Raw genomic sequence first — 23692 nt, forward strand, 5'->3', positions numbered from 1 at the left:
ACTCGAAAAGCATAAAAAAAATCGGAAACCCTTATACAGCAGGTTTCCGACGAGTCATCAGTAGACTGACGTTGAAGATTTATTTGTATTTTCGAGTATTTCTTTCACTCTATTTAGGAATTTACCACAGACAAGTCCATCAAGTACACGATGGTCTAATGATAAACATAAATTCACAATATCACGTGCAGCAAACATTCCACCTGGTAAAACAACAGGTTTTTTTACAATACTTTCCACCTGTAAAATCGCTGCTTGTGGGTAATTGATGATGCCCATTGATTGAACAGAGCCAAAAGCACCAGTATTATTCACTGTAAATGTACCACCAGTAATGTCATCCATTGCTAATTTCCCAGCACGAACTTTGATAGCCAGTTCATGGATTTCTTTCGCAATTCCTTTAATGGATTTTTCATCTGCGTGTTTTATAACAGGTACAAATAAGGCATCATCCGTTGCTACTGCAATCGAAATATTGATGTCATGTTTTTGAATGATTTTATCTTCCGCCCACATCGAATTCAGCATTGGGAATTCTTTTAAAGCTTGAGCAACCGCTTTTACAAAGAAGGCGAAATATGTAAGATTAAAGCCTTCTTTTTGCTTAAATTCATTCTTTAAGCTATCGCGATAAGTCACTAAATCTGTTACATCCACTTCCATCATCATCCAAGCATGCGGCGCTTCATGTACACTTTTCACCATATTATTCGCAATGGCACGACGGATCTTCGTCACTGGAATTTCGATATCTCCTGGATGAATAGGTTGTACAGGAGCAGCTGCTTTTTCCACTTGTTGCTGAGGTGCTGGAGCTGCTGCAGGTGCTGATGTCGTTTGAACGGTTGGAGCTGCTTGTGCTACATCATTTGCCGTTGGGATATTACCCGTTTCAATTAGCTTTAACAGGTCTTTTCGTGTAATACGACCACCCTCGCCAGTACCTGTTACAAGGTCTAAAGCTATATCATGCTCCTGCGCAAGTCGAAGAACAGCTGGTGAATAACGTACTTTACCCGTTCGTGCCTCTTTTGGTGCAGATACTGGAGCGGCTACCTGCTGTGGCGCCTCCTGTTTCTTTTGAACACCTGCATTTAAAATAGCCGTACTTACCGCTGATTTTTTTTCAGGTGGCGGAGCTGGTAATTCACCTTCTCCTGCTATTTCAATCGAGCAAACGACTGCTCCAACTGGTAATGTCTGACCTTCTTGCGCAAGAAGCTCCGTGATAACCCCTTCAAATGATGACGGGATTTCAGCATTTACTTTATCTGTAACAACCTCTGCTAATGGATCATATTTTTTAACTGTATCTCCAGGCTTTACAAGCCATTTTTCAATTGTACCTTCTGTTACACTTTCGCCGAGCTGTGGCATTGTAATATTTTGAACCGACATCCTTTATTCCTCCCATCAATTAAGCCTAGGCGTCATTGTACCTGATGCAGCGCTAAAAAACATTAAACGTAGATAGGCATTTAGGCAGATTTTGACTTTGCACATATGAAAGTCAAAATCTGTTGTTCCGTCTGAGGCTTTTATTTTTTCATTCAGCCTTGTTGTGATCTATTAGAACGCAGCAAGTTCTCGCATAGCACGTTCCACTTTATCAGGATTAATCATAAAATATTTCTCCATCGTTGGTGCATATGGCATGGCTGGCACATCAGGTCCCGCTAGACGTTGAATTGGTGCATCAAGTTCAAATAAACAATGTTCTGCAATAATTGCAGCAACCTCACTCATGATACTACCTTCTTTATTATCCTCTGTGACAAGCAATACTTTACCTGTTTTACTTGCAGCCTCAATAATCGCTTCTTTATCCAGAGGGTAAACTGTACGCAAGTCAAGGATATGAGCGGAAATACCGTCCGCTGCTAGGCGTTCTGCCGCTTGTAAAGCAAAGTGGACTGCTAAACCATAGGTAATGACTGTCACGTCATCCCCTTCACGTTTTACATCTGCTTTACCAATTGGCAATGTGTAATCATCTAGTGGTACTTCCCCTTTAATTAAACGATAGGCACGTTTATGTTCGAAAAATAATACCGGATCTTCATCACGAATAGCAGCTTTCAGTAAACCTTTTGCATCATACGGTGTTGATGGAATGACAATTTTCAAACCAGGTGTACCAGCAAAAAGTGCTTCAACGGATTGTGAATGATAAAGTGCCCCATGAATACCTCCGCCAAAAGGTGCGCGGATGACCATTGGACAAGTCCAGTCATTATTAGAACGGTAACGAATTTTGGCTGCTTCAGAGACGATTTGATTGACAGCTGGCATAATAAAATCAGCAAACTGCATTTCAGCAATCGGACGCATACCGTACATCGCAGCACCGATACCTACACCAGCTATTGCACTTTCTGCAAGAGGTGTATCAAGCACGCGGTATTCACCAAATTGATCGTATAGTCCAGTAGTGGCTTTGAATACACCGCCTTTACGACCAACGTCCTCTCCTAAAATGAAAACTCGTTCGTCACGTTCCATCTCTTCTTTCATTGCTAATGTAATCGCATCAATATAAGACATTACTGCCATTACATGTCACCTCCGTCCACTGGTGCATAAACATATTTAAGTGCATGCTCTGGTTGTGCATATGGAGCCGCTTCAGCATAATCAGTTGCTTCATTTACTTCTGCCATAACACGCTCTTCAATTTCAGTACGTATCGCGTCAGTCATCACGCCAGCATCCATTAAATACTTTTCAAATAATACAATTGGATCCTTTGCTTTGCCTTCTGCAATATCTTCAGCCGTACGGTATTGACGGTCATCATCATCTGAAGAATGGGCTGTTAAACGATATGTTACTGTTTCGATTAAGCTTGGACCTTCCCCATTACGTGCACGATCTGCAGCCTCTTTTACCACTTTATACACTTGTAACGGATTTTTCCCATCCACTGTCACTCCTGGCATTCCGTAGCCAATCCCACGATCAGATACTTTTGCACAGCCTAGTTGACGTTCTACTGGCACCGAAATCGCATATTGATTGTTTTCTACCATAATAATGACTGGTAGCTTATGCACACCTGCAAAGTTCGCTCCTTCATGGAAGTCTCCTTGGTTGGATGAACCTTCACCAAGCGTAACGAAAGAAACAAAATCTTCTTTTTGTAGACGTCCTGCAAGTGCAACACCCACTGCGTGTGGAACTTGAGTCGTAACAGGAGAAGAACCTGTTAAAATACGATTTTTCTTTTGACCAAAGTGGCCTGGCATTTGACGACCCCCAGAGTTTGGATCTTCTGCTTTAGCAAACGCAGATAGCATCAGTTCTTTTGGTGTCATACCAAAATGTAAAACAACACCCATATCACGATAATAAGGTGCAATATAATCCTTACTTTTATCCAGTGCAAAGGCTGCTCCAACCTGTGCCGCCTCTTGACCTTGACAGGAAATTACAAACGGAATTTTACCAGAACGGTTTAACAACCACATACGCTCATCTAGTCTTCTGGCCATTAACATTGTTTCGAACATAGCAAGTACATCTTCATTTGACAAACCTAAATCTTCATGTTTGATTTGAACATCTTGCATACGAACACCCCTTTCGTATTATAGAGAAATAACTATCTTATCCTATATCCCCACATTTGGATATGTTAGTTATGAAATTCAGAAAATTAAAAATGGATAGCGCGATCATCCACTGCTAGAGCAGATTCCACTAACACCTCATTTAAGGATGGATGTGGATGAATTGCCTGACTAATTTCCCATGGTGTTGCATCTAACACTTTTGCTAACGATGCTTCACCAATTAAATCTGTTACATGAGGTCCTACCATATGAATACCCAAAATATCATCTGTTTCTTCATCAGCAATAATTTTGACAAAGCCTTCTGTCTCTCCATTTACTAATGCTTTACCAATAGCCTTAAACGGGAATTTACCAATTTTTAATGAAAATCCTTGTTCTTTAGCAGCACTTTTTGTTAATCCTATGCTAGCAACCTCTGGATAGGAATAAACACATTTTGGTACTTTTAGTGCATCCAATGTCTCTGTTTTCCCTGTTGCTATATGCTCAATAGCCGAAAGCCCTTCATGAGAAGCAACATGCGCTAATTGTAAGCCACCAATCACATCTCCTATGGCATACATATGAGACTCTTTCGTTTGATAGGAATCATTCACTTTAATAAAGCCATTCTCCACTTGAATCTCTGTATTTTCTAGACCAATACCTTGCGTATTCGCCTCACGTCCTACACAAAGTAATAGTTTATCAGCCTCAAAAACTTCTTCTTTTTCATTCACTTGCGCAGAAATGAAAACGTTATCATTTTCAATTTTGAATGTATTTGTATCTAAGCGAGCATTCGTAACAATACGAACGCCTCGTTTCTCAAGTTGTTTCGTCACTTCTTTAACGATGTCCGCATCTTCTGCTGGTAAAATGGATGGACCATATTCTACCACTGTTACATATACACCAAAATCGCATAGCATAGATGCCCACTCAATTCCAATGACACCACCACCAACGATCAGCAAGGACTTTGGTAAACTTTCTAACTGTAATGCGTGGTCTGAATTCAGCACATATTGCCCATCTATCGTTAACCCTGCCATACCACGAGGCTTTGAGCCCGTTGCAATGACAACATTCGTAGGCACAAGCATTTCATTTTCATCGCCATTGGACATTTCTACAGATATTGTACCAGGCATAGGTGAGAAAATAGATGGACCCAAAATTCGCCCTGTACCATGATAAACATCTATTTTGCCTTTTTTCATCAGTGTATTCACACCCTGACTTAATTGCTCAACGATTGCTTGTTTCCTAGCTTGAACTTTGTCAAATTGTAATGTCACACCTTCAATATCGACGCCATATTCGCTAGCTGTTTTATTAGCCATACGATATACTTCTGCACTTCGGAGTAAGGCTTTACTTGGAATACAGCCTTTATGCAAGCATGTACCTCCTAAACGCTCACGCTCTACAATGGCTGTTTTTAAGCCTAGCTGAGCAGCTCGGATGGCTGCAACATATCCACCTGTACCTCCACCTAAAATGACAACATCATAATTTTGAGCCATGTTTATTCCCCCCTATTGAGAAAAGTGCTAAAGGATTCTATTAAACAATAACCAAGTGATATTTTTAACAGTCAGTCTTTAGAAAAACTTTAGCATTATTTCATTTAAGACCTAATTTCTTCTTGAAAATAGAAGAAGTCGACAATGCGACTTCTCTTCATGTATCAACCGTGTAAATTAGCGACCGTGTAAAATATTTTTTTCATTTTTTAAAAATTGGCTGCGAGATTTTGCTACGCGAGCGATACGTTCCTCAGCTAAGCGGTTCGCTGCCACATATGTTGGAATGCCATCTCGTTTTGAAATAGCAAAGATTTTTTCAATACTATCATAAATGCCATCAACACGTTTCATTGCACGTTCACGATTATAGCCATATAATTCATCTGCAACGTTAATTACGCCACCAGCATTGATTACATAATCTGGCGCATAGACGATACCTAATTCATGTAGGTAGTCACCATGACGTGAATCTTTTAATTGGTTATTGGCAGATCCAGCAATCACTTTCGCTTTTAATTGCGGAATTGTTTCATCATTTAAAATTGCCCCTAATGCACAAGGTGAGAAGATATCAACTTCTTGTGCATAGATTTCATCTGGTGCCACTGCAATCGCGTCGAAGTCATTAACAACTCGATCAATAGCTGCCTGATTGATATCTGTTACAACAAGTTTTGCTCCTTCATTATGTAAATACTCGCAAAGCTTGTAGGCTACATTTCCTAGACCCTGTACAGAAATTTTTAAACCTTCTAGTGAGTCTGAACCGAATGCTTCTTTTGCAGCTGCCTTCATACCACGGTAAACACCATAAGCTGTTACTGGAGATGGGTTACCTGAAGAACCAAATGCAGGAGAAATTCCTGTTACATAATTTGTTTCTTCATGGATTAAATCCATATCCGATACCGTTGTACCTACATCTTCAGCTGTAATATAGCGGCCATTTAATCCTTGGATGAAACGACCTAATGCACGGAACATCTCTTCGTTTTTATCTTTAAATGGGTCACCAATAATGACCGTTTTTCCACCGCCAAGGTTTAAACCAGCTGCAGCATTTTTGTAAGTCATTCCGCGTGCTAAACGTAATGCATCTTCAATTGCATTTTCTTCCGAAGCATACGTCCACATACGTGCCCCACCTAGTGCTGGTCCAAGTGTTGTATCATGGATAGCGATAACCGCTTTTAACCCTGATGCTTCATCTTGGCAAAATACCAATTGTTCGTAATCATACTTTTCCATATACTTGAAGATTTCCATGAAACTCGCCCCTTTGCTTTGGAAAGTGCATCCCCAAATGCCCATCCAATCAAGTTTTATCTAACAATCTAATCTTTATAGCGTACTCACTCAGCAAATTCTGAGCTCCTATTCGGTAGTAGGTGTTTAGACCCTAATACTTAAAGAAGAAATTGTTTAGTAATGGATAATATTGCTCCACTTATTTTTACAATACTGACAAATTCACAATTTCGCAACTATTATTACATATTCTTATTTAAGTAAGAATTTTCTAAACATTCAGTTACAATTGCTACTTTCTGTCCTGTCACGTTTTTAGCTAAAAATATTATATTGGTTTATTCCCTTCCTTGACATTCCCCCATCCACAGGTAAAATTAATCATAGGAATAAGGAGGGGTATACATGGCCCGTTTAGCTGCATTTATTGTAATGCTTATTCCAGGTCTTATGGCTGCAGGTGGCATTAAATTTATGCGTGATACATTATTTGGTAAGCTCATTTCACCATTCCCATTTTTATGGCTGCAATTTGTAGTTGGTGTCATTTTCTTTGTCATAGGCTTTGGGTTTTTCGCTGGATTTTTACTGCATCGTGATCGAAAAAACGGAAAAGTAGCACCACGCTTCCAAAAAAAATAAAAAAAGCTATCCAAATAAGTCATGGAAGACTTACTGGATAGCTCTTTTTATACCCGTTGCTGAGATGTGATGACTTTGTCAGGATAATCCGTAATCCAACCAATAACAGAAGGGTGCGGATTGGTTAAAAATGGTTCTGTGCCATCAATAGCATAAAAACGACATGCTTTTTCACTTGTAACGCAGGCCTCTAAGTATCTTGGTTTGTAGTACCTTTTATGCATATGCACACTATCAGCCGCTTTATAATCAGCTAGAAGATCCCATTTTATTTTTTTCGTAGCAATAAGGGCCGTTTCAAATTCAGGTCTATGCTTTTTTACGATCTCTAAAAGCTCATAGTGAAAGGATGAAAAATGACTACCCTTTGGCAGAGCCAACCCTCCAAGAAAATGAATTAGCCCACTCTTATTGTCCAAGATCGTTGATTTTAATTCAATATTCAACGGCATCTGCTGTATATTTGCCCATGCTAAAACTGCCTCAAACGCTGGCATTTTATAGGACGAAAATAGACGTCTCCAAGGCTTGCCAAGTTTAAAGCGCAGAAGCTCCTCCATCGTACAATCACTCACCAATTTATTGGTGCCTACTAACCTCGATAATTGTGGGTCATGATACACTACAGGTAATCCATCTTTTGAGAATTGAATATCTAATTCAATCCCATCAGCACCTAGTTCTAATGCCCTTTCAAAAGCTTGAAAGGTATTCTCTAATGCATAAGCAGAAGCACCTCGATGTGCAAAAACAGGGATAAAAGCTGCCTTAGACATTTAACTCACCAAATTCTAGCAGGAATTTACCATTCGTCATTTTGCTTAATAAAGATGATTTTCTGCCAATTTGAATATAAGTTCCAGGGTGGGCCTCTTTTGTCACAATAATCTCTTCTTTCCCTACATAACGCATTTCATCCATCAATAATTTTATTTCACGATCTAACGTAACCGCTTCTGCCTTTAATTTAGTTAAGGCTTGCTTTGTTACTTCAAATGATGCTGATTGTTCTTTGGACATTTGATTGAGAAAAGGCAATAAATTTTTCATGCTATTCTCGTGTGTTGAAATCTCTGTTTGCAATTGTTTTAGCTGCGCTGCCTTTTCCTGCATCACGGTGCTATTTTCCTGCTTATTTATACTTTCTATTATTAAATCAGTTCGACGCTCTAATCGGTTTCCTGAAATGGCCGTAACAATCGTATTTTTGGCTACTGCACGTCCCCCAATAATTTTACCTTTTCGTTCATCCACATAAATCGAATGAGCAGAAAGCTGTGATCCTAGTGCGTAAAAACCAATATGAATACTATTAGCTGCAAATAAATTTGCTTCATTCACATGTTTAACAAATATATTGCCACCTGCTTCTACCACTGTTGAACCAAGCCCAAAGATCCCCCCACGGATATATACATCACCCTCAATGGATTTAATAAGCTTGGCACCGCTTACACCCTCAGCCCCTTCAATGGAAATATCGCCAGTCGCAATAACTGTATAGCCATTTGTTACTGTACCTTTAATACTAAGTGACCCATTAAATTCAAGGTTCCCTGTTTCTACCCCAACATCACCATTTATAGGAAGGTGCCTGTTTACACCAATCATGCCTTTGACATCATCTAAAACGCCAGCAATCTTCGAGCGAATGACGATTTTTCCGTCTTCTTCTACTTCATAAGCAGATTTTGTATCATATTTGATAGGATAATCTCGTCCAGGTACAGCAGCAACTTCTTGACCTAGCACATTTTTCCCTGGTTTACCTAATGTAGCAGGAATCTTTTCACCTAGCCAAGAGCCTTCTGAAATTTCTGAAATAAAATTCATATCATAGTAATCCGCTTTACCATCTTCACGAATGACTGGCTTTCTCTCGGGTTTAGGTAAGTATGTAATTTGTGCATCTATTCCTGCAATTGGTTGCTCGCCTTGAGCAATTAAGAATGCCTTTCCTGGTTCAGCCTTCAATATATCAAAATCTAATATGCCGTGTATAATTCCATTTTCATTGAGTGTTTCGCGGATTTGTTCTGTTAATTTTTCTTTATTATTTTGAATATAATCAATCGTTTCATATATAAAAACAGAGGCTGACATCTTATCACGTGCCACTTCTGCTTCAATGTTCGGAAGCCAACGTCCAATTTCAACAGGTTTGGTATTTTGGGTTGATAACACATTTTTTAAAATTGAAAAATTAGATAATTTCAGTCGTGGATGACTACGTAGGATGCTATCAAATTCTTTTAGTGGGAAACCTGCGCTAAAAGTAAGCATAAATACCTTGCCATTTTCCTCAGAAATTTCGAAGTTTTCATTTCGAACTAGAATCAAGCTACCTCCTCCTTCCCTCTACATGTAAGTATATACAATCCACATACATTTGTTTAGAGACCATTGTCACTACCGAGAAAGAAAATAGTACCACTTAATCATTAAAATATAAGACAATATTTTATTTTCTCTAAACAAATATAGATATTTCATACTAATAAATTGTTTGTTTTTGAGTTTTTTATTAAAATTACCGATAAATTCAAAGTAATTCCATCAGACTATTTTGAATAAATCACCTTCCAAGTACAGGTATCAAGAGGTGCTTCCCACTAAACTATAGGTCAATATAGGTCTTTTTATCTAATAACGTATGGATATTCCTTTCAATTTGAAAAGTAGAACCTAGTTGTATCAGTTGCTGTCGATTCATATATTGCATACTTATTTTACCACCGAATGCTAAACGCACCTCAAATAGCTCTTCTGTTATCTGTGTGATTTCGAGTGAATTCATTCCATCTAATTGAAAATTTATACTTTTTATTGTGATCACCTACTTTAAGTTTTGTGAAAAGGTCTCAAATGATTTTTCTATTCAACTTAGAATATGTCTTTAAATCCACTATTCATGTATATATCGCGTATTTTTAGCTGATTTAGACGTTCTTTTAACGGTATCAATGTTAAAGGTCAACCACAATAATTTCCACAGTATTTGTTAAAGTAACAAAAAAAGCGCCCCTTTAAACAATAAGATTTAAAAAGGCGCTATACTATGCGAAGTATAATTGCTGTATATGTTAATGATCTGTATCGATACTAGCTAGCCATCATGTCAATACGAATTTTGTCTGCGATCATGGCGATGAATTCGCTATTTGTTGGTTTGGATTTCAAGTGATGGACTGTATAACCAAACATTGATGAAATGGATTCATAATTGCCCCTATTCCAGGCAACCTCGATGGCGTGGCGAATCGCACGTTCCACGCGGGATGGTGTTGTATTGAATTTTTTAGCGATTTCTGGATATAAAATTTTTGTCACAGATCCTAATAATTCAATATCCTCAAAGACCATTTGAATGGCTTCACGCAAATAAGAGTAGCCCTTAATATGTGCAGGTACACCGATTTCTTTGATGATGGCTGTAATCGTACTGTCTAATTGATGCTGATTTAATTTTTGAGGTACTGTCGGTTGTAATACGCTTGTTTTTTTCGGAAGTGTCGCCTTCTGTCCAGCACAATGTAAAATCTTTTGTACCAATTGGTCGAATTCAAAGGGCTTTAGCATGAAATAAGAAGCTCCTAAATCCACCGCCTGTTTCATGACATCCTCTTGGCCAAAAGCCGTTAGCATAATGACTTGAATTGATGACATTTTTTCATTTTGATACATGGACTCTAATACTGCTAAACCGTCAAGATGAGGCATTATTATATCTAGAAGTAAAATATCTGGTGTAAATTCCTCAAGCATTTGTAGACATACTTTTCCATTTGAAGCAGTTGCAATAATTTCTATTTCGGCATGTCCTTGAAAATACTGCTCCATCGTTTTTAATAACTCACGATTATCATCTGCAATCGCTACTTTTACCTTTGTCATTTCAATTCCTCCTTCTGGACTTGCTTTGAACACCTCAAAGCGATAACCTAAACCCCTAAATGCCGTTTTTGGCACACTGTGGAATTTTCGACATTTTTGTTTTAAAAACCTTTTCTATTTCCAAAAATGAGTATGTAGTCCGATACTTTCTTTTTATATCGACAAGTTACGCTAAATGACGCGACTTGTCGAATGCTCTTATAACTTATTTTAGATAAATTTAGTAGATAAAACTACAGTTTTTTTAAATATCATGCCTTCTTCAGGAAATTATCGGAAATACATGTTGGATTCGATGAAATAAAGGTAAAAAATCCGTGTAGTTTCCCGCAGCTTTTGTCCTGCCTGGGGAAAATTAAACGGATTTTTACCTTTCATACCTTTTTATGAAGACCTTCTTAACATTTCCGCTACTGTTAGCGCTGCACCTTTTTTCGGCTCCTCCACAAACATATGTGTCACAGCACCGACAAAACGACCGTCTTGGATAATAGGACTGCCACTCATTCCCTGCAAAATGCCACCTGTTTTTTCAATGAGCTTCTCGTCAGATACTATAAATTCAAGGCGTTCATTTTCCACTTTGGTAATTTCTATTGAAAAGGTTTCCACCTTACTGCCTTCAATGGCTGTATAGATTTCAGCTTTCCCCGTTTTTATATCTTTTTCATGCATAATTTCTATCGCTTTGGGCAATCTTTGTTGATAACCGTCTTCCCAGCGGCCAAAAATACCATAAATAGTATTTTTATCTATACTGCCTAGACGTTCTTGATGCTTTTCAATGGAGGAAATTTTATAGCCTGGTTGGCCTGGTGTGCTTTTTCGGATTTGCTGAATAGAAGCTAAAAAAATGGAGCCAGCTCTAAAAACAGGGGCTTCTTGTAGGGTTGAATCGACAATTTGATGACCTAGTGCACCGTAATTTTTTGTCTCTGGATCAATATAAGTCAGTGTTCCTACTCCATCTGTTTCATCTTTTAAAAAGGAAATGACATGCTCTGCTTCTTGGTTTTGTAATTCCAATGTAATTTGTTGGCCTTCACTATTGATCGTCCATTTCTGTTGGCCATCTTTTGCCACAGCCTGCTTGGCATCAGCAAGGGATTTTACTGGTATATCGTTTATTTTTTCAATAACAGCGCCTCCTTTCATCCACTGATTGGAAGCTAATAGTACATCGTGTGCGACAAATACATGTGACAATTGAAGTTGAATTCCAATTGCTTCGCCCATCGGTATAAGCTTTTTGGCGGCTAAAGCTTGTATAGGCATCACTAATAAAAAGATGAGCATAGGCAAAATGACTAATTGACGCCAATGACGATTCATACGACACCTCCTTTTCATTTTTGTCTTTTTACTATGTGTTGTTGTGACGTTCTTATAAGCGGTAAATATTTGCGCAAAATGAAAAAAGCCAGAAACAGCTGAACTGTTTCTGGAATAATGGTTAACGCATTTGTTTTTTTCGTTCATCTGCCATTTTTAAAAGCTCCGTGGCATGCTGTAGTGTCAAAGCTGTAATTTCTGTTCCGGACATCATACGGCTAACTTCCTCTATACGAGCATCTTGATCAATTTCTGATAAGGAAGTAAACGTTCGATCATGCTCGACTTCTTTTTTGATGAAGTAATGATGATCAGCCATCGCTGCAACTTGAGGTAAATGTGAAATACATAAAACTTGAGAATTAACAGAAATTGCGGCAATTTTCTCTGCAATCGCTTGCGCAACACGACCACTGACACCTGTATCCACCTCATCAAATATAATGGAAGTAATTCCATTGGAAGAAGAGAAAATCGTTTTCAACGCTAGCATCATTCGTGATAATTCTCCACCTGATGCAATTTTCGGTAAAGACTTTGGTGGTTCCCCAACGTTTGTGGAAATGTAGAAGATAATTTGATCTTTCCCATTGGCATCGAAATAGGGTAATTCATCGAAATTGACAATAAATTTTGCTTTTTCCATATGTAATTCACGTAGCTCTGCCATAATTGCTTCACTCAATTGTTGAGCTGCAGCTTTACGTACAGTTGAAAGTTCACTAGCCAGCTCATTGAGTACAGCTTCCATCTCTAACACACGTCGTTCTTTCACCTGCAAAATCTCATCACGATTCAACAGCTCATTTAACTCGTTTTTAATTTTTTCATAATAAGCCAAGATCTCTTCCACTGTCGTACCATATTTGCGTTTTAAAGTTTGCAACAGCGCTAAACGTTGCTCAACTTCGTTTAAACGTGCAGGGTCAAATTCTAATTCATCTAACACATTTTTTACCTGATAGGCTGCATCCTGTAATGCATAAAACGCAGTTGTCACTGCCTCAGATGACTCTTTGAATTGCTCATCAACCGTCGCAGCATCTTCTAAAGCACCCATTGCCGTTCCAATCCAATCAAGCCCTTTTGTTTCACCCTGAATGGCTTCATAGGCTGCACTAGAACGTTCAAAAATTTTGTTAAAATTCATCAAACGACGGCGTTCATCTAGAAGCTCGTCTTCTTCACCTAACTTTAAATTAGCTTCGTCCAACTCTTTAATTTGAAATTGATACAAATCGATACGTTGTGCCATCAACTGCTCATCAATGGATATAGAAGCTAAGTCTTTTTTGAGCAAACGGTATTCATCGTATTGGGAACGATAGTTTTTTTGAATTGGCGACAGCTCTTCTTCTGCAAACTGATCCAGCAAATTGATGTGCTGTTTTTCATCCATTAGCTCTTGATTTTCATGTTGGCCATGAATATCAATGAGACTTGCCCCAATGTCTCTTAGTACCGATAAAGGCACAAGCTTACCATTCACTCGGCAAATACTCTTACCAGTATCATTCAAATCACGACGTAAAATAATTGTATCTTCTTCTATTTCAATGCCTGCTTCTTCTAACTTTTTCAGAACAGGATGAGCTGAACTCGAAATTTGAAATAAGCCACCCAATTCTGCTTTTCTTGCGCCATGACGAATAAATTCAGTGTTGCCTCGTCCACCTGCAAGTAAATGCACCGCATCAATGATAATGGATTTCCCGGCACCTGTTTCCCCAGTGAGAACTGTTAAGCCTTCTAAAAAGCTGACAGTCAAATCCTCAATGATAGCAAAGTTTCGAATACTAAGCTCTCTTAACACAAATTGTCACCTCTAAATCAAATTAACCATTTTTTATAGCATGTCTAATAAACGATTTTTTGTATTTTCACGCTCATTTTCATTTCGACAAATAATTAAAATGGTATCATCTCCAGAAATTGTCCCTAAAATTTCCGGCCAATCTAAATGGTCAAGTAGGGAAGCAATGGCATTCGCATTCCCAGGAAGAGCTTTCATGACTAAAAAATGTGATGCCCCATCAATACTTACAAAAGCATCCGCTAATGCACGATGTAATTTTTGGACTGGATTGAAACGTTGATCCGCGGGTAGGCTATATTTATAACGCCCATCCTGTAATGGTACTTTTACTAAATGAAGCTCTTTTATATCTCTTGATACTGTAGCTTGTGTCACATTATAGCCTGCTTCTTTTAAAAAATCGACTAAATCATCTTGTGTTTCAATTTCATGATTGGCGATAATATCCCGAATCCGTATATGTCGTTGCCCTTTATTCAACGAAATCACCTCTTATAAATAATTGTATATGTGTATAATCACACTACCATTTTCAACAAAAAAGCACAAGAAAAAACACGGCTCTATAAGCGAGCACGTGTTATTTTAAAGAATTATGCGCTTCTTCAACGAGTGCATTAAAAGCTGTATATGCAGGTAGCACTTCTTGTTCAATAGGATTCACTAAATGGAATAAAAATTCAATATTTCCTTCTCCACCTGTGATTGGAGAGAACGAAGCATCTTTTACAACAAAACCAATTTCAGTTGCCATTGCAGCCGTTTTTTCCAAAACTTCTAAATGTACTTTTTTATCACGAACAATTCCCTTTTTACCTACTTTATCTTTCCCAGCTTCAAACTGAGGTTTCACCAATGCCATAACATCCCCGCCTGGCAGCAATAATGTTTTTAATACTGGTAAAATCAGTGATAACGAAATAAAGCTAACATCGATTGTTGCAAAATCAGGTAAACCTTCTGATAAATCGGCTGCCGTTGTATAGCGAAAATTCGTTTTCTCCATTACTGTCACTCGTTCATCGGAACGTATTTTCCATGCTAATTGGTTCGAACCAACATCTAGTGCATAGCAATGTCTTGCACCATGTTGTAAGGCACAATCTGTAAAGCCACCTGTAGAGGAGCCAATGTCAAGCATTAGCTTCCCTTCTACAGACATATCAAAAATTTGTAGCGCCTTTTCTAATTTAAGGCCTCCACGACTCACATATTTTAAATCTGAGCCCTTTACTTGTAGCGGTGCATCCACGGCAATTTTCTCGCCTGCCTTATCAATTCGTATTTCATTTGAAAAGACAAGGCCTGCCATAATGGACCGTTTTGCTTTTTCTCTTGTTTCACATAGTCCACGCTCTACAAGTAAAATATCTACACGTTCTTTTGGTTGTTTTGTCATTATTTATTCAAACCCACTTGCTGTTTTTGTTGAAGTAATACGTGCATACGTGCAACCGTATCTTCTGCTGTCATATGAATTTCTGCGAGTAGCTGATCTACGTTGCCATGCTCAATATATTGATCTGGGATACCCATTCGATCAACTAGCGCATTTAAATAGCCGTGGTCATGAGCAAACTCTAATACACCACTACCAAATCCACCTTGTAGAACAGCTTCTTCAATTGTTAAAATCGGTTTTTGACTAGATAATATACGGTGTAGCATATCCTCATCCATCGGTTTGATAAAGCGAGCATTGACCACTTCAATATCGATTCCTTGTTGCGCAAGCATTTCAGCAGCAGCCATTGCCATTGGAATCGTTGTTCCAAATGTCAAAATAGATGCGTCTTTCCCCTCACGTAAAACTTCCCAGCTACCAATTGGTAAAGCTATCAGCTCATCATCTAATGGCACACCAATTCCATTACCACGTGGATAACGAAGTGCAATTGGACCACCATCATAATCAATCGCTGTTTTTACCATATGTTGCCCTTCATTCTCATCCTTTGGCATCATGATTGTCATGTTCGGAATATGACGAAGGAAAGCAATATCAAATACACCTTGATGTGTTTCCCCATCTGCTCCCACTAAACCAGCCCGATCAATACCAATAAAGACATTTAAATTCGGGCGAGCAATATCATGCAATACTTGGTCATATGCACGTTGCAGGAACGTAGAATAAATTGCTAAAAATGGCTTCATCTTTTGCGTAGCTAATCCTGCAGCCATCGTTGCCGCATGCTGCTCCGCAATCCCTACATCAAAGAAACGATTTGGGAAGTCCTTTTGAATACCTTGTAGCTTTGAACCTACAGGCATGGCAGGTGTAATCGTTACCACTCGCTCATTTTCATGAGCAATTTTACGAACTGTCTCAGCAATTAAACTACTCCAAGCTGGTCCAGTAGTTTCAGACTTCACAAAGGCACCATTTTCAATTTTATAAGGCCCTGTTCCATGCCAATTCCCAATTGTATCATCCTCGGCTGGTTTATAGCCTTTTCCTTTTTTCGTAATAACATGAACAAGGACTGGCCCTTTTACTTTTTTCGCATGTGATAATGTCATTTCAAGCGCTTCAAAATCATGTCCATCAATTGGACCTAGATATTTAAAACCTAGCTCCTCAAAAAACACTCCAGATACTACTAAATATTTTAAGCTATCCTTTACGCGTTCAACAGTAGAGGCAAGCTTTCCACCTAGTACTGGAATCTTATTAATAAGTGATTCCAGCTCTTCCTTGGCTTTTGAATACTCCTTGGCTGTACGTAGACGACCTAAAACATTGTGTAATGCGCCAACATTTGGTGCAATCGACATTTCATTATCATTGAGGATGACAATCATATTTGTTTTTGCATGGCCAATATGATTTAATGCCTCAAGTGCCATACCACCTGTTAAAGCCCCATCACCAATAATAGGGATAACAAAGTTGTTTTCTTTTTTTATATCACGTGCTGCTGCCATACCCATGGCTGCTGATAAAGATGTCGAGCTATGACCTGTTTCCCACTCATCATGTTCACTCTCCACGCGCTTTGGAAATCCACAAAGCCCTTTGAACTGACGTAGTGTGTCAAATTGACTCGCACGACCTGTTAAAATTTTATGCACGTAAGCTTGGTGGCCAACATCCCACAAAAACTTATCTTTAGGACTGTCAAACATTTTATGCAGCATCATCGTTAACTCAACTACGCCTAAATTCGGCCCGATATGCCCACCTGTGACAGAACATTTTTCGATTAAGAAGGTACGAATTTCTTGGGCAAGCTGCTCAAGTTCCTTCTTATTTAAGTTTTTTAAAAAGGATGGACTAGTTATTTTATTTAAATCCACCTTTCTCACACACCTTTTCAATAAAATATTCACCGCAATTGTGTTTCCACCATTATAGCAGTGTTATCAATATGCTAAAAGTACGAGCACTTCATTGTTTACATATTGCAAACGTTCCCACCTATTCTAGCATATTCTTTTCCTTCAACGCCTTGATTTTCTCTTAGTTTTTACGATGAACTATATAAGCAGCAAAGTCACGTAATAGGCTGACATCTATTGGTAATTGATCGAGTGCGTTAATGGCATGTTGATAATGCTCAGCAAGCTTTTCTTTTGCTCCCTCTAGGGTTAAGAGGGCTGGATAAGTGCTTTTATCACTAGCGACATCTTTTCCAGCTGTTTTTCCTAGTTCTTCAGTCGTTCCCTCAATATCTAAAATATCGTCTTGAATTTGGAAAGCTAAACCAATATGATGCGCATATTGTTTCAATGTAGCACGGTCTTGTGCTGATACATCTGCAAGTACGGCTCCCGCTTCAATACTAAAACGCAATAAAGCACCTGTTTTATTGACATGGACTTGTTCCAATTCAGCTAAATTAAGCTGACGTTGCTCCCCTTCCATATCTAGTACTTGACCACCAACCATGCCTTCTGCACCTGCTGCAACGCTTAGCAATTGGACAAGTTCAATACGCTTTTCAGCAGAGATATCCATACGTGCTAAAATGCCAAATGCCAGTGTGTTTAATGCATCTCCAGCAAGCGTAGCCAGCGCTTCTCCATAAACTTTATGATTTGTTGGCTTGCCTCTTCTGAAATCATCATTATCCATGCTTGGTAGATCATCATGAATTAAAGAATACGTGTGAATGATTTCAATGACCGAACCGACAATCAAACCGTCCTGAAGATTTTCGCGGTAAAGCTCTAGTACCGCTAACACAAAAAGAGGACGAATTCGTTTCCCCCCTGCCTTTAATGAATAAAGCATGGATTCCTTTAAATCTGCGGGTGCATCAATTTGTTCAACAAGTGCAAACATCGTCTCTTCAATTTGTGGTGTATTGCTTTCAATAAAGTACTTTAATGGCTCATTCATTTCCTAATTCTCTCCCTTTAGTGGATCAAATGCTGTTGTTTCACCAGTCTCTTGGACAATTGATACAAGCTGCTCCTCAGCATGTTGCAGCTTACTATGGCAAAACTTTGATAGCTCCATTCCTTGCTTGTATAAATCAATCGCATTTTCCAATGGCACATCACCCTGTTCTAACTGGCGAACGATTTCTTCTAATGCCGTCATGGCTTCTGCAAATGTTTGTTGTTTTTCAGTCACAACAATTCCCCCTCATTCTTTGGCAAGATATTCGTCACTTTAGCCACAACCTTTCCATCATGGAAGGTCAGTGTCAGTTGATCTTGCTTTTGCACCTCAGTGGATGATTTGATCATTTGCTGATCTTTATATGCTACTGTAAATCCTCTTGTTAGAATGGACAGTGGATTTAAAGCTTCTAATGTTCTAACGGTTGACTCAAATTGTTGTTGCTGTTTTGCCACATAATACGTTGTAGCACGTGATAATTGTTGAACGCGCGCTTCAAGCTCTCTCTGATGAAAAGCAAGTGCCTTTTTGGGTGAATGTTGCTCCACCGTACTATGTAATTGTTGAAGTTGGGCAGCTTTTTTCATCAAGCTCACTTGCATTGCTGCCTGCAACCCTGACTCAAGCTGTGCCAATCTTTCTGTAAAAGGTCGATAAAGTCTTTCCGGCATGGACAATGGATAAGACTGCTGGAGCTTATTTAGACGTTGTCGCTCTGCCATAAGTTGCGACCTAACCATTTGATGAAGCTGTGATTTCTGCGTAAGCACACGTTGGTAGAGATCCGCTTGATCTGGCACAGCCATCTCTGCAGCAGCTGTTGGAGTAGGTGCACGTAAATCGGCTACATAATCGGCGATCGTTGTATCTGTTTCATGGCCAACCGCACTTATAATAGGGATTCGGCTTTCAAAAATAGCTCTTGCCACAATTTCTTCATTAAAAGCCCATAAATCCTCGATGGAGCCTCCTCCTCGCCCGACAATCAACACATCACAGCTTGCCTCTTGATTAGCACGTTGAATATTTTGCACAATATTCGGTGCAGCCTGAGCTCCTTGCACAAGTGTTGGATAAATCAAAATTTCAGCAAGTGGATAACGCCTCTTTAAGGTTGTACAAATATCCCGTATAGCTGCACCAGTTGTTGACGTGAGTACACCAATTTTTTCAGGAAATTTTGGTATCGGTTGTTTCCACTCAGGTTTAAAAAGGCCTTCTTTTTGTAATTGCTCTTTTAATTGATTGAAGGCAACAAATAAGCTACCAATGCCATCCGGTTGCATTTCTTGTACATATAGCTGATAGGTTCCATAGCCTTCGTAAACGTTTACATCCCCTCGGATAAATACTTGCATACCTTCCTTTGGTTCAAACGCTAATTTGGTAGCCGCTGTTTTAAACATCGTCGCAGCTATTCGGGCACCATCATCCTTTAATGTAAAGTAAATATGGCCGGATTGATGAATTTTCACATTCGATAACTCACCTTTTACATACACTTCACGCAAATGTGGATCTGCATCGAATTTTCGTTTAATATATTTTGTTAACGCTTTTACTGTTAAATAAGAAGCAGAGGACATGTTTTCGGCTCCTTTACTAAAATCAAGTTTTTCACAAAACTACACCTATCATAACATTTTTTGCAGTCGTTGACGTGCCAAAATGCAGTTTCGGTAGAAAAAATGACTGTCTTTCTTCTATTGAAAAACAACTATAACACATTCCTACACGTTCTCACTATTAGAAACCGTATATTATGACAAATAACAAATAAAGCCCCATAACTTCATACGTTATGAGACTTTATATTTTAATAGAATAGTAATAAAAGAGTTCCTACAATAAAACAATAATACGTAAAGTAGCTAAGTTTACCACTTTTCATAATGCCCATAAACCAACGCATCGCAAAATAAGTCATAATGAGAGTTGCCAAGAAAGTGGCGGCATATGGAAGAGCTAATGCACCTTTACTCGGCTCGTCTAAAAAATCTGTAATGCCAAGGACTACCCCACCTAAACTTACAGGAATATAAAGCATAAAGGAAAAACGTAAGGCTGTATCCTGCTTCATTCCTACTGCTATGGCGGAAATAATCGTGGCTCCTGAACGGCTAATACCTGGCGTTAAAGCAACTGCTTGCCCCAGCCCTACAATGATGGCATCTTTAGCACGTAAATCCGCATCGTTCTTCTTGCCACGCATATTACGAATTAGCCATAATGCAGTCCCTGTCACAAATAGCATGAGCGCAATCGTCGTCATACTTACGTTATCTGCAATGACATCACTTAATAACACCCCTAAAACGCCAGCAGGAATTGAACCGATGATAATATAGAGAGCAAAGCGAAAATCCGCGTTATACCGCTTTTCTCCAGTTTTTAAGTAAAGAAAAAAATGACTGATCAGACGAACAATATCCTCACGATAAATATACATAATAGCAAGTAACGAAGCTGTATTTGTTAAGATAGCAAAAGTAAAACCTTGTTCACCTAGTCCCAGCATTTCGCTAGCAATCATTACATGTCCACTCGACGATACAGGAATTGGCTCTGTAAAGCCTTGGACAAGTCCAATAATGATATGCTTGACAATTAACACAATATCGATATTTTCCATAAAAACCTCCTCCTCAGTATGTATGTCCCAAACGTTACATTAGACGACATAATCGAAGAAAAGTTCTGATTTTACACAACAAAAAAGTCACCTCAAACAATGTTGAGATGACTTTTTTCAAAAGGTCTTTTATTTTGCAAGCGTATTTTCAGCTGCTTGCACTGTGTTGAATAGTAACATCGTGATGGTCATGGGTCCTACACCACCTGGTACAGGCGTAATATGAGACGCAATTCCATCTACTTCTGCAAAGTTTACGTCACCGCATAATTTATTGTTGTCATCGCGATTAATGCCTACATCAATAACAACAGCCCCTTCTTTCACGTGCTCTTTCGTAATAAAGTTTGCACGTCCAACTGCAGCAATTAAAATATCTGCTTGTTTTGTAAATGAAGGTAAATCTGGCGTTTTAGAGTGTGTATAGGTTACCGTAGCATCCTTTTGTAAAAGTAGTTGTCCCATTGGTTTACCAACGATATGACTACGACCTACGATTACAGCATGCTTTCCTGCGATTTCAATTCCTGAATACTCAAGAAGCTTCATCACGCCAAACGGTGTACAAGGTAAAAATGTATCTTGGCCAAGCATCATTTTCCCAACGCTTACAGGTGAGAATCCATCGACGTCCTTCTCGACAGCAATCGTTGCAATGACTGTATCCTCATCAATATGTTTTGGGAGTGGTAATTGAACTAAAATACCATGAATATCCTCACGTTGATTTAAAAGCTCAATTTGCGCTAGTAATTCCTCTTGCGTTGTCTCTTCTGGTAATTTAATGAGTTCTGAAAACATACCAATCGCTTCACAAGATTTTTGTTTATTTCTCACATATGTAGCTGATGCCTGGTTGTCTCCAACTAATACAACCGCTAAACCAGGTGTTAGCCCTCGCTCTTTTAAACGAATGACACGCTCTGCTACAGCATTACGAATTTCTTGACCAATCTCTTTACCATTAATAATTGCACTTGACATAAACCTTCGTTACTCCTTCCAATTCAACACATTATTCTTGTTCTGTAAATTTAGAAAGTACACCATTGACGAATTTAGATGAACTATCATCGCCAAATGTTTTACATAACTCGATTGCTTCGTTTAGTACTACTCTTTTTGGTGTTTCTGGCATGTATAACAATTCATATACAGCTAAACGTAAAACCGTTCTTTCAATTTTGGGTAGACGGGCAAGTGACCACTTTTCAAGATGCTGTTCTAATGTAGCATCGATTTCCTCCAAATGTTCAGCTGTTCCATTCACGATCTTTTCGTAGAAGGCATTGGTAGGTTGACCTTTAATATGGCCCATTGCTTCTTCAACTGTTAGATCCGTATTGTCTAGCTGAAACAAAACTTGCAACGCTTTTTCGCGTGCTTCATGTCGTTTCATGTAAAGCTCTCCTTCTTAAGTGGCATTAAGGTTTATAATAGCATAAAATCACATGAGAAACACGATTTCAAGCAAGTTTTCAATAATCTGAACCTTTTTCAAGGAACTTTTTGTTTAAGCCCACTTCTCATCGAATAGTGGTATTCAAAAATAAATGTTTCCTGTTCGGAATGGTATAATAAAGAAAAAACTTTAGAGGTGTCACAATGCAACATGAAGCTATATGTTCTAGCTGCAAAAAACATTTAAAATGGTTGAAGGTGAAAAAAATATCAACAAATGAAGGAACGTACATCTCACCTATTTTACTGGGTGGATGCAAGCATAAAATTCGTTTTGATGCCATTCAAAACTTTTTTAGCTTTTATTAGTGGAGGCCATTTATGAAGGAACATTATTATACGATAGGTGAGGTTGCCAAACTTTCAAACTTATCGGTTCAGACATTACGTTATTATGATCAAATTGATTTATTTAAGCCTGCTTATATCGATACCTTCACCAATTATCGGTATTATAAAGGCAATCAGCTATTCTATTTAGACATTATAAAGTCCCTTAAATATATCGGCGTGACGCTCGATGATATAAAAAAAGCACTTAGATTAACCTCTGAGGAATTGCTTGATTTTTTAGCTCAGCAGGAGCTACGCATCAATGAAAAAATTTCACGTTTAAACGAAGCAAAAAATACTTTACTGAAAACAAAAAAGCAATTACAAGAGCAAATTGATATCCCAGTCTTCGGTGAAATTTATGTGCAGATAGAGGAAGCAATGCCCGTTCTTCAAGTAACCACTACTGCATTAACACCGACATCGAGCACCAGTACATACTATGCCACTTTAATTAAAATCATCGAAAAGGAAGGCAGTGTCTTAAACAGTCGTTATGGCTGTATTTATCCACTAGAGCCCTATAAAGATGTCAATGACATCATTTATGATGCTATTTTCACTCCCCTATTAACGGAGCGCACATTTTCGCAGCTTTCACCAAACATACAACAAACTATTATTCCTGGCGGTAAATATGTATGCATTGCCTTTATTTACGATCCTGATACTTATTTTTCATTCTATGAAAAATTGAGAAATCATGTATTAACTCAGCAGGAACTATTTGAGTCGCAAGTGTATGAGCTATACATGCCAGCAACGCTCACTATGGAAAAAGAAAAGAAATTTATAGTAGAGTTAAAGATTAGGCAAAAACAAGAGACACAAAGTTCCTTCGAAAAAGTAGTGGCGCATTCGTATAACTCTCAGCCAGAACTCCCAAACTGA

General features: G+C 38.6%; 23 protein-coding genes. 3 read left to right on the forward strand and 20 right to left on the reverse strand.

Annotation, left to right across the window (positions count from 1 at the left end; genetic code table 11):
• Positions 1-57: 57 nt before the first annotated feature.
• From QH639_RS09785 to QH639_RS09805, 5 genes are all read right to left on the reverse strand, one after another.
• A complete protein-coding gene (locus QH639_RS09785; protein ID WP_131521572.1) occupies positions 58-1401 on the reverse strand; it encodes a dihydrolipoamide acetyltransferase family protein in 1344 nt (447 codons plus the stop codon).
• Between the two features lie 171 nt (positions 1402-1572).
• Positions 1573-2556: an alpha-ketoacid dehydrogenase subunit beta gene (locus tag QH639_RS09790; RefSeq protein WP_016993882.1), complete on the reverse strand. Its 984-nt coding sequence runs from the start codon at positions 2554-2556 to the stop codon at positions 1573-1575.
• Complete coding sequence (locus QH639_RS09795) at positions 2556-3572, reverse strand: thiamine pyrophosphate-dependent dehydrogenase E1 component subunit alpha (RefSeq protein ID WP_237898213.1); 1017 nt, start codon at positions 3570-3572, stop codon at positions 2556-2558. The genes QH639_RS09790 and QH639_RS09795 overlap by 1 nt, the downstream gene beginning before the upstream one ends.
• 86 nt (positions 3573-3658) lie before the next feature.
• Complete coding sequence (gene lpdA, locus QH639_RS09800; RefSeq protein WP_281116008.1) at positions 3659-5086, reverse strand: dihydrolipoyl dehydrogenase; 1428 nt, start codon at positions 5084-5086, stop codon at positions 3659-3661.
• Between the two features lie 177 nt (positions 5087-5263).
• A complete protein-coding gene (locus QH639_RS09805) occupies positions 5264-6358 on the reverse strand; it encodes a Leu/Phe/Val dehydrogenase (protein ID WP_036076580.1) in 1095 nt (364 codons plus the stop codon).
• A 387-nt stretch (positions 6359-6745) separates the two neighbouring features.
• Between QH639_RS09805 and QH639_RS09810 the strand changes: the two genes are divergently transcribed.
• The gene (locus QH639_RS09810) at positions 6746-6982 is read left to right on the forward strand and encodes a DUF2627 domain-containing protein (RefSeq protein WP_004231186.1); all 237 of its coding nucleotides are present in this window, start codon (positions 6746-6748) and stop codon (positions 6980-6982) included.
• 47 nt (positions 6983-7029) lie between these two features.
• Here the strand turns inward: QH639_RS09810 and QH639_RS09815 are convergent, their stop codons facing one another.
• The 15 genes from QH639_RS09815 to nusB all read right to left on the reverse strand — a co-directional run bounded on the left by QH639_RS09815 (position 7030) and on the right by nusB (position 22406).
• Positions 7030-7758, reverse strand: coding sequence for a glycerophosphodiester phosphodiesterase (locus tag QH639_RS09815; protein ID WP_237898215.1), 729 nt, complete (start codon positions 7756-7758; stop codon positions 7030-7032).
• A complete protein-coding gene (locus tag QH639_RS09820; RefSeq protein WP_131521576.1) occupies positions 7751-9322 on the reverse strand; it encodes a flagellar assembly protein A in 1572 nt (523 codons plus the stop codon). Before QH639_RS09820 ends, QH639_RS09815 begins: the two co-directional genes overlap by 8 nt.
• Positions 9323-9599: 277 nt before the next feature.
• Positions 9600-9779 (reverse strand): hypothetical protein, encoded by a 180-nt coding sequence (locus QH639_RS09825; protein ID WP_131521577.1) that lies wholly within the window; start codon positions 9777-9779, stop codon positions 9600-9602.
• 305 nt (positions 9780-10084) lie between these two features.
• Entirely contained in the window at positions 10085-10876 is a 792-nt protein-coding gene (spo0A, locus tag QH639_RS09830) for a sporulation transcription factor Spo0A (protein ID WP_016993890.1), read from the reverse strand.
• A gap of 384 nt (positions 10877-11260) precedes the next feature.
• Positions 11261-12208: a SpoIVB peptidase S55 domain-containing protein gene (locus QH639_RS09835; protein ID WP_009370207.1), complete on the reverse strand. Its 948-nt coding sequence runs from the start codon at positions 12206-12208 to the stop codon at positions 11261-11263.
• Positions 12209-12329: 121 nt separating this feature from the next.
• Positions 12330-14021 carry a DNA repair protein RecN gene (gene recN, locus QH639_RS09840; protein ID WP_131522461.1) on the reverse strand — a complete coding sequence of 564 codons (1692 nt, stop codon included), beginning with the start codon at positions 14019-14021 and terminating at the stop codon, positions 12330-12332.
• Between the two features lie 33 nt (positions 14022-14054).
• Positions 14055-14504 carry a transcriptional regulator AhrC/ArgR gene (gene ahrC, locus QH639_RS09845; RefSeq protein WP_004231170.1) on the reverse strand — a complete coding sequence of 150 codons (450 nt, stop codon included), beginning with the start codon at positions 14502-14504 and terminating at the stop codon, positions 14055-14057.
• Between the two features lie 100 nt (positions 14505-14604).
• The gene (locus QH639_RS09850) at positions 14605-15423 is read right to left on the reverse strand and encodes a TlyA family RNA methyltransferase (protein ID WP_131522460.1); all 819 of its coding nucleotides are present in this window, start codon (positions 15421-15423) and stop codon (positions 14605-14607) included.
• Positions 15423-17324, reverse strand: coding sequence for a 1-deoxy-D-xylulose-5-phosphate synthase (gene dxs / locus QH639_RS09855; protein WP_048392297.1), 1902 nt, complete (start codon positions 17322-17324; stop codon positions 15423-15425). The genes QH639_RS09850 and dxs overlap by 1 nt, the downstream gene beginning before the upstream one ends.
• A 163-nt stretch (positions 17325-17487) precedes the next feature.
• Positions 17488-18369: a polyprenyl synthetase family protein gene (locus QH639_RS09860; RefSeq protein ID WP_131522458.1), complete on the reverse strand. Its 882-nt coding sequence runs from the start codon at positions 18367-18369 to the stop codon at positions 17488-17490.
• A gap of 3 nt (positions 18370-18372) precedes the next feature.
• The gene (gene xseB, locus QH639_RS09865) at positions 18373-18606 is read right to left on the reverse strand and encodes an exodeoxyribonuclease VII small subunit (RefSeq protein ID WP_008179899.1); all 234 of its coding nucleotides are present in this window, start codon (positions 18604-18606) and stop codon (positions 18373-18375) included.
• Positions 18603-19961 carry an exodeoxyribonuclease VII large subunit gene (xseA, locus tag QH639_RS09870; RefSeq protein ID WP_131522457.1) on the reverse strand — a complete coding sequence of 453 codons (1359 nt, stop codon included), beginning with the start codon at positions 19959-19961 and terminating at the stop codon, positions 18603-18605. The genes xseB and xseA overlap by 4 nt, the downstream gene beginning before the upstream one ends.
• A gap of 230 nt (positions 19962-20191) precedes the next feature.
• A complete protein-coding gene (locus QH639_RS09875; protein ID WP_131522456.1) occupies positions 20192-21007 on the reverse strand; it encodes an undecaprenyl-diphosphate phosphatase in 816 nt (271 codons plus the stop codon).
• 129 nt (positions 21008-21136) lie between these two features.
• Positions 21137-21991, reverse strand: a complete 855-nt coding sequence (gene folD / locus QH639_RS09880) for a bifunctional methylenetetrahydrofolate dehydrogenase/methenyltetrahydrofolate cyclohydrolase FolD (RefSeq protein WP_131522455.1) — start codon at positions 21989-21991, stop codon at positions 21137-21139.
• Between the two features lie 31 nt (positions 21992-22022).
• On the reverse strand, positions 22023-22406 hold the full coding sequence (gene nusB, locus QH639_RS09885) for a transcription antitermination factor NusB (protein WP_004231146.1): 384 nt from the start codon (positions 22404-22406) through the stop codon (positions 22023-22025).
• A gap of 206 nt (positions 22407-22612) precedes the next feature.
• On the opposite strand from nusB, the gene QH639_RS09890 reads away from it, so the two are divergent.
• Positions 22613-22777: a DUF2197 domain-containing protein gene (locus QH639_RS09890; RefSeq protein ID WP_281116010.1), complete on the forward strand. Its 165-nt coding sequence runs from the start codon at positions 22613-22615 to the stop codon at positions 22775-22777.
• 12 nt (positions 22778-22789) lie between these two features.
• Positions 22790-23692, forward strand: coding sequence for a MerR family transcriptional regulator (locus QH639_RS09895; RefSeq protein ID WP_281116011.1), 903 nt, complete (start codon positions 22790-22792; stop codon positions 23690-23692).

This window comes from Lysinibacillus sp. 1 U-2021 (assembly GCF_029916965.1).
Classification (GTDB): domain Bacteria; phylum Bacillota; class Bacilli; order Bacillales_A; family Planococcaceae; genus Lysinibacillus; species Lysinibacillus capsici.

Bases quoted from the DNA above. Each gene is read 5' to 3' on its own strand.
- QH639_RS09785 (WP_131521572.1), bottom strand. From the start codon at position 1,401: ATGTCGGTTCAAAATATTACAATGCCACAGCTCGGCGAAAGTGTAACA.
- QH639_RS09790 (WP_016993882.1), bottom strand. From the start codon at position 2,556: ATGGCAGTAATGTCTTATATTGATGCGATTACATTAGCAATGAAAGAA.
- QH639_RS09795 (WP_237898213.1), bottom strand. From the start codon at position 3,572: ATGCAAGATGTTCAAATCAAACATGAAGATTTAGGTTTGTCAAATGAA.
- lpdA (WP_281116008.1), bottom strand. From the start codon at position 5,086: ATGGCTCAAAATTATGATGTTGTCATTTTAGGTGGAGGTACAGGTGGA.
- QH639_RS09805 (WP_036076580.1), bottom strand. From the start codon at position 6,358: ATGGAAATCTTCAAGTATATGGAAAAGTATGATTACGAACAATTGGTA.
- QH639_RS09810 (WP_004231186.1), top strand. From the start codon at position 6,746: ATGGCCCGTTTAGCTGCATTTATTGTAATGCTTATTCCAGGTCTTATG.
- QH639_RS09815 (WP_237898215.1), bottom strand. From the start codon at position 7,758: ATGTCTAAGGCAGCTTTTATCCCTGTTTTTGCACATCGAGGTGCTTCT.
- QH639_RS09825 (WP_131521577.1), bottom strand. From the start codon at position 9,779: ATGAATTCACTCGAAATCACACAGATAACAGAAGAGCTATTTGAGGTG.
- spo0A (WP_016993890.1), bottom strand. From the start codon at position 10,876: ATGACAAAGGTAAAAGTAGCGATTGCAGATGATAATCGTGAGTTATTA.
- QH639_RS09835 (WP_009370207.1), bottom strand. From the start codon at position 12,208: ATGAATCGTCATTGGCGTCAATTAGTCATTTTGCCTATGCTCATCTTT.
- QH639_RS09850 (WP_131522460.1), bottom strand. From the start codon at position 15,423: ATGACAAAACAACCAAAAGAACGTGTAGATATTTTACTTGTAGAGCGT.
- QH639_RS09860 (WP_131522458.1), bottom strand. From the start codon at position 18,369: ATGAATGAGCCATTAAAGTACTTTATTGAAAGCAATACACCACAAATT.
- xseA (WP_131522457.1), bottom strand. From the start codon at position 19,961: ATGTCCTCTGCTTCTTATTTAACAGTAAAAGCGTTAACAAAATATATT.
- QH639_RS09875 (WP_131522456.1), bottom strand. From the start codon at position 21,007: ATGGAAAATATCGATATTGTGTTAATTGTCAAGCATATCATTATTGGA.
- folD (WP_131522455.1), bottom strand. From the start codon at position 21,991: ATGTCAAGTGCAATTATTAATGGTAAAGAGATTGGTCAAGAAATTCGT.
- nusB (WP_004231146.1), bottom strand. From the start codon at position 22,406: ATGAAACGACATGAAGCACGCGAAAAAGCGTTGCAAGTTTTGTTTCAG.
- QH639_RS09890 (WP_281116010.1), top strand. From the start codon at position 22,613: ATGCAACATGAAGCTATATGTTCTAGCTGCAAAAAACATTTAAAATGG.
- QH639_RS09895 (WP_281116011.1), top strand. From the start codon at position 22,790: ATGAAGGAACATTATTATACGATAGGTGAGGTTGCCAAACTTTCAAAC.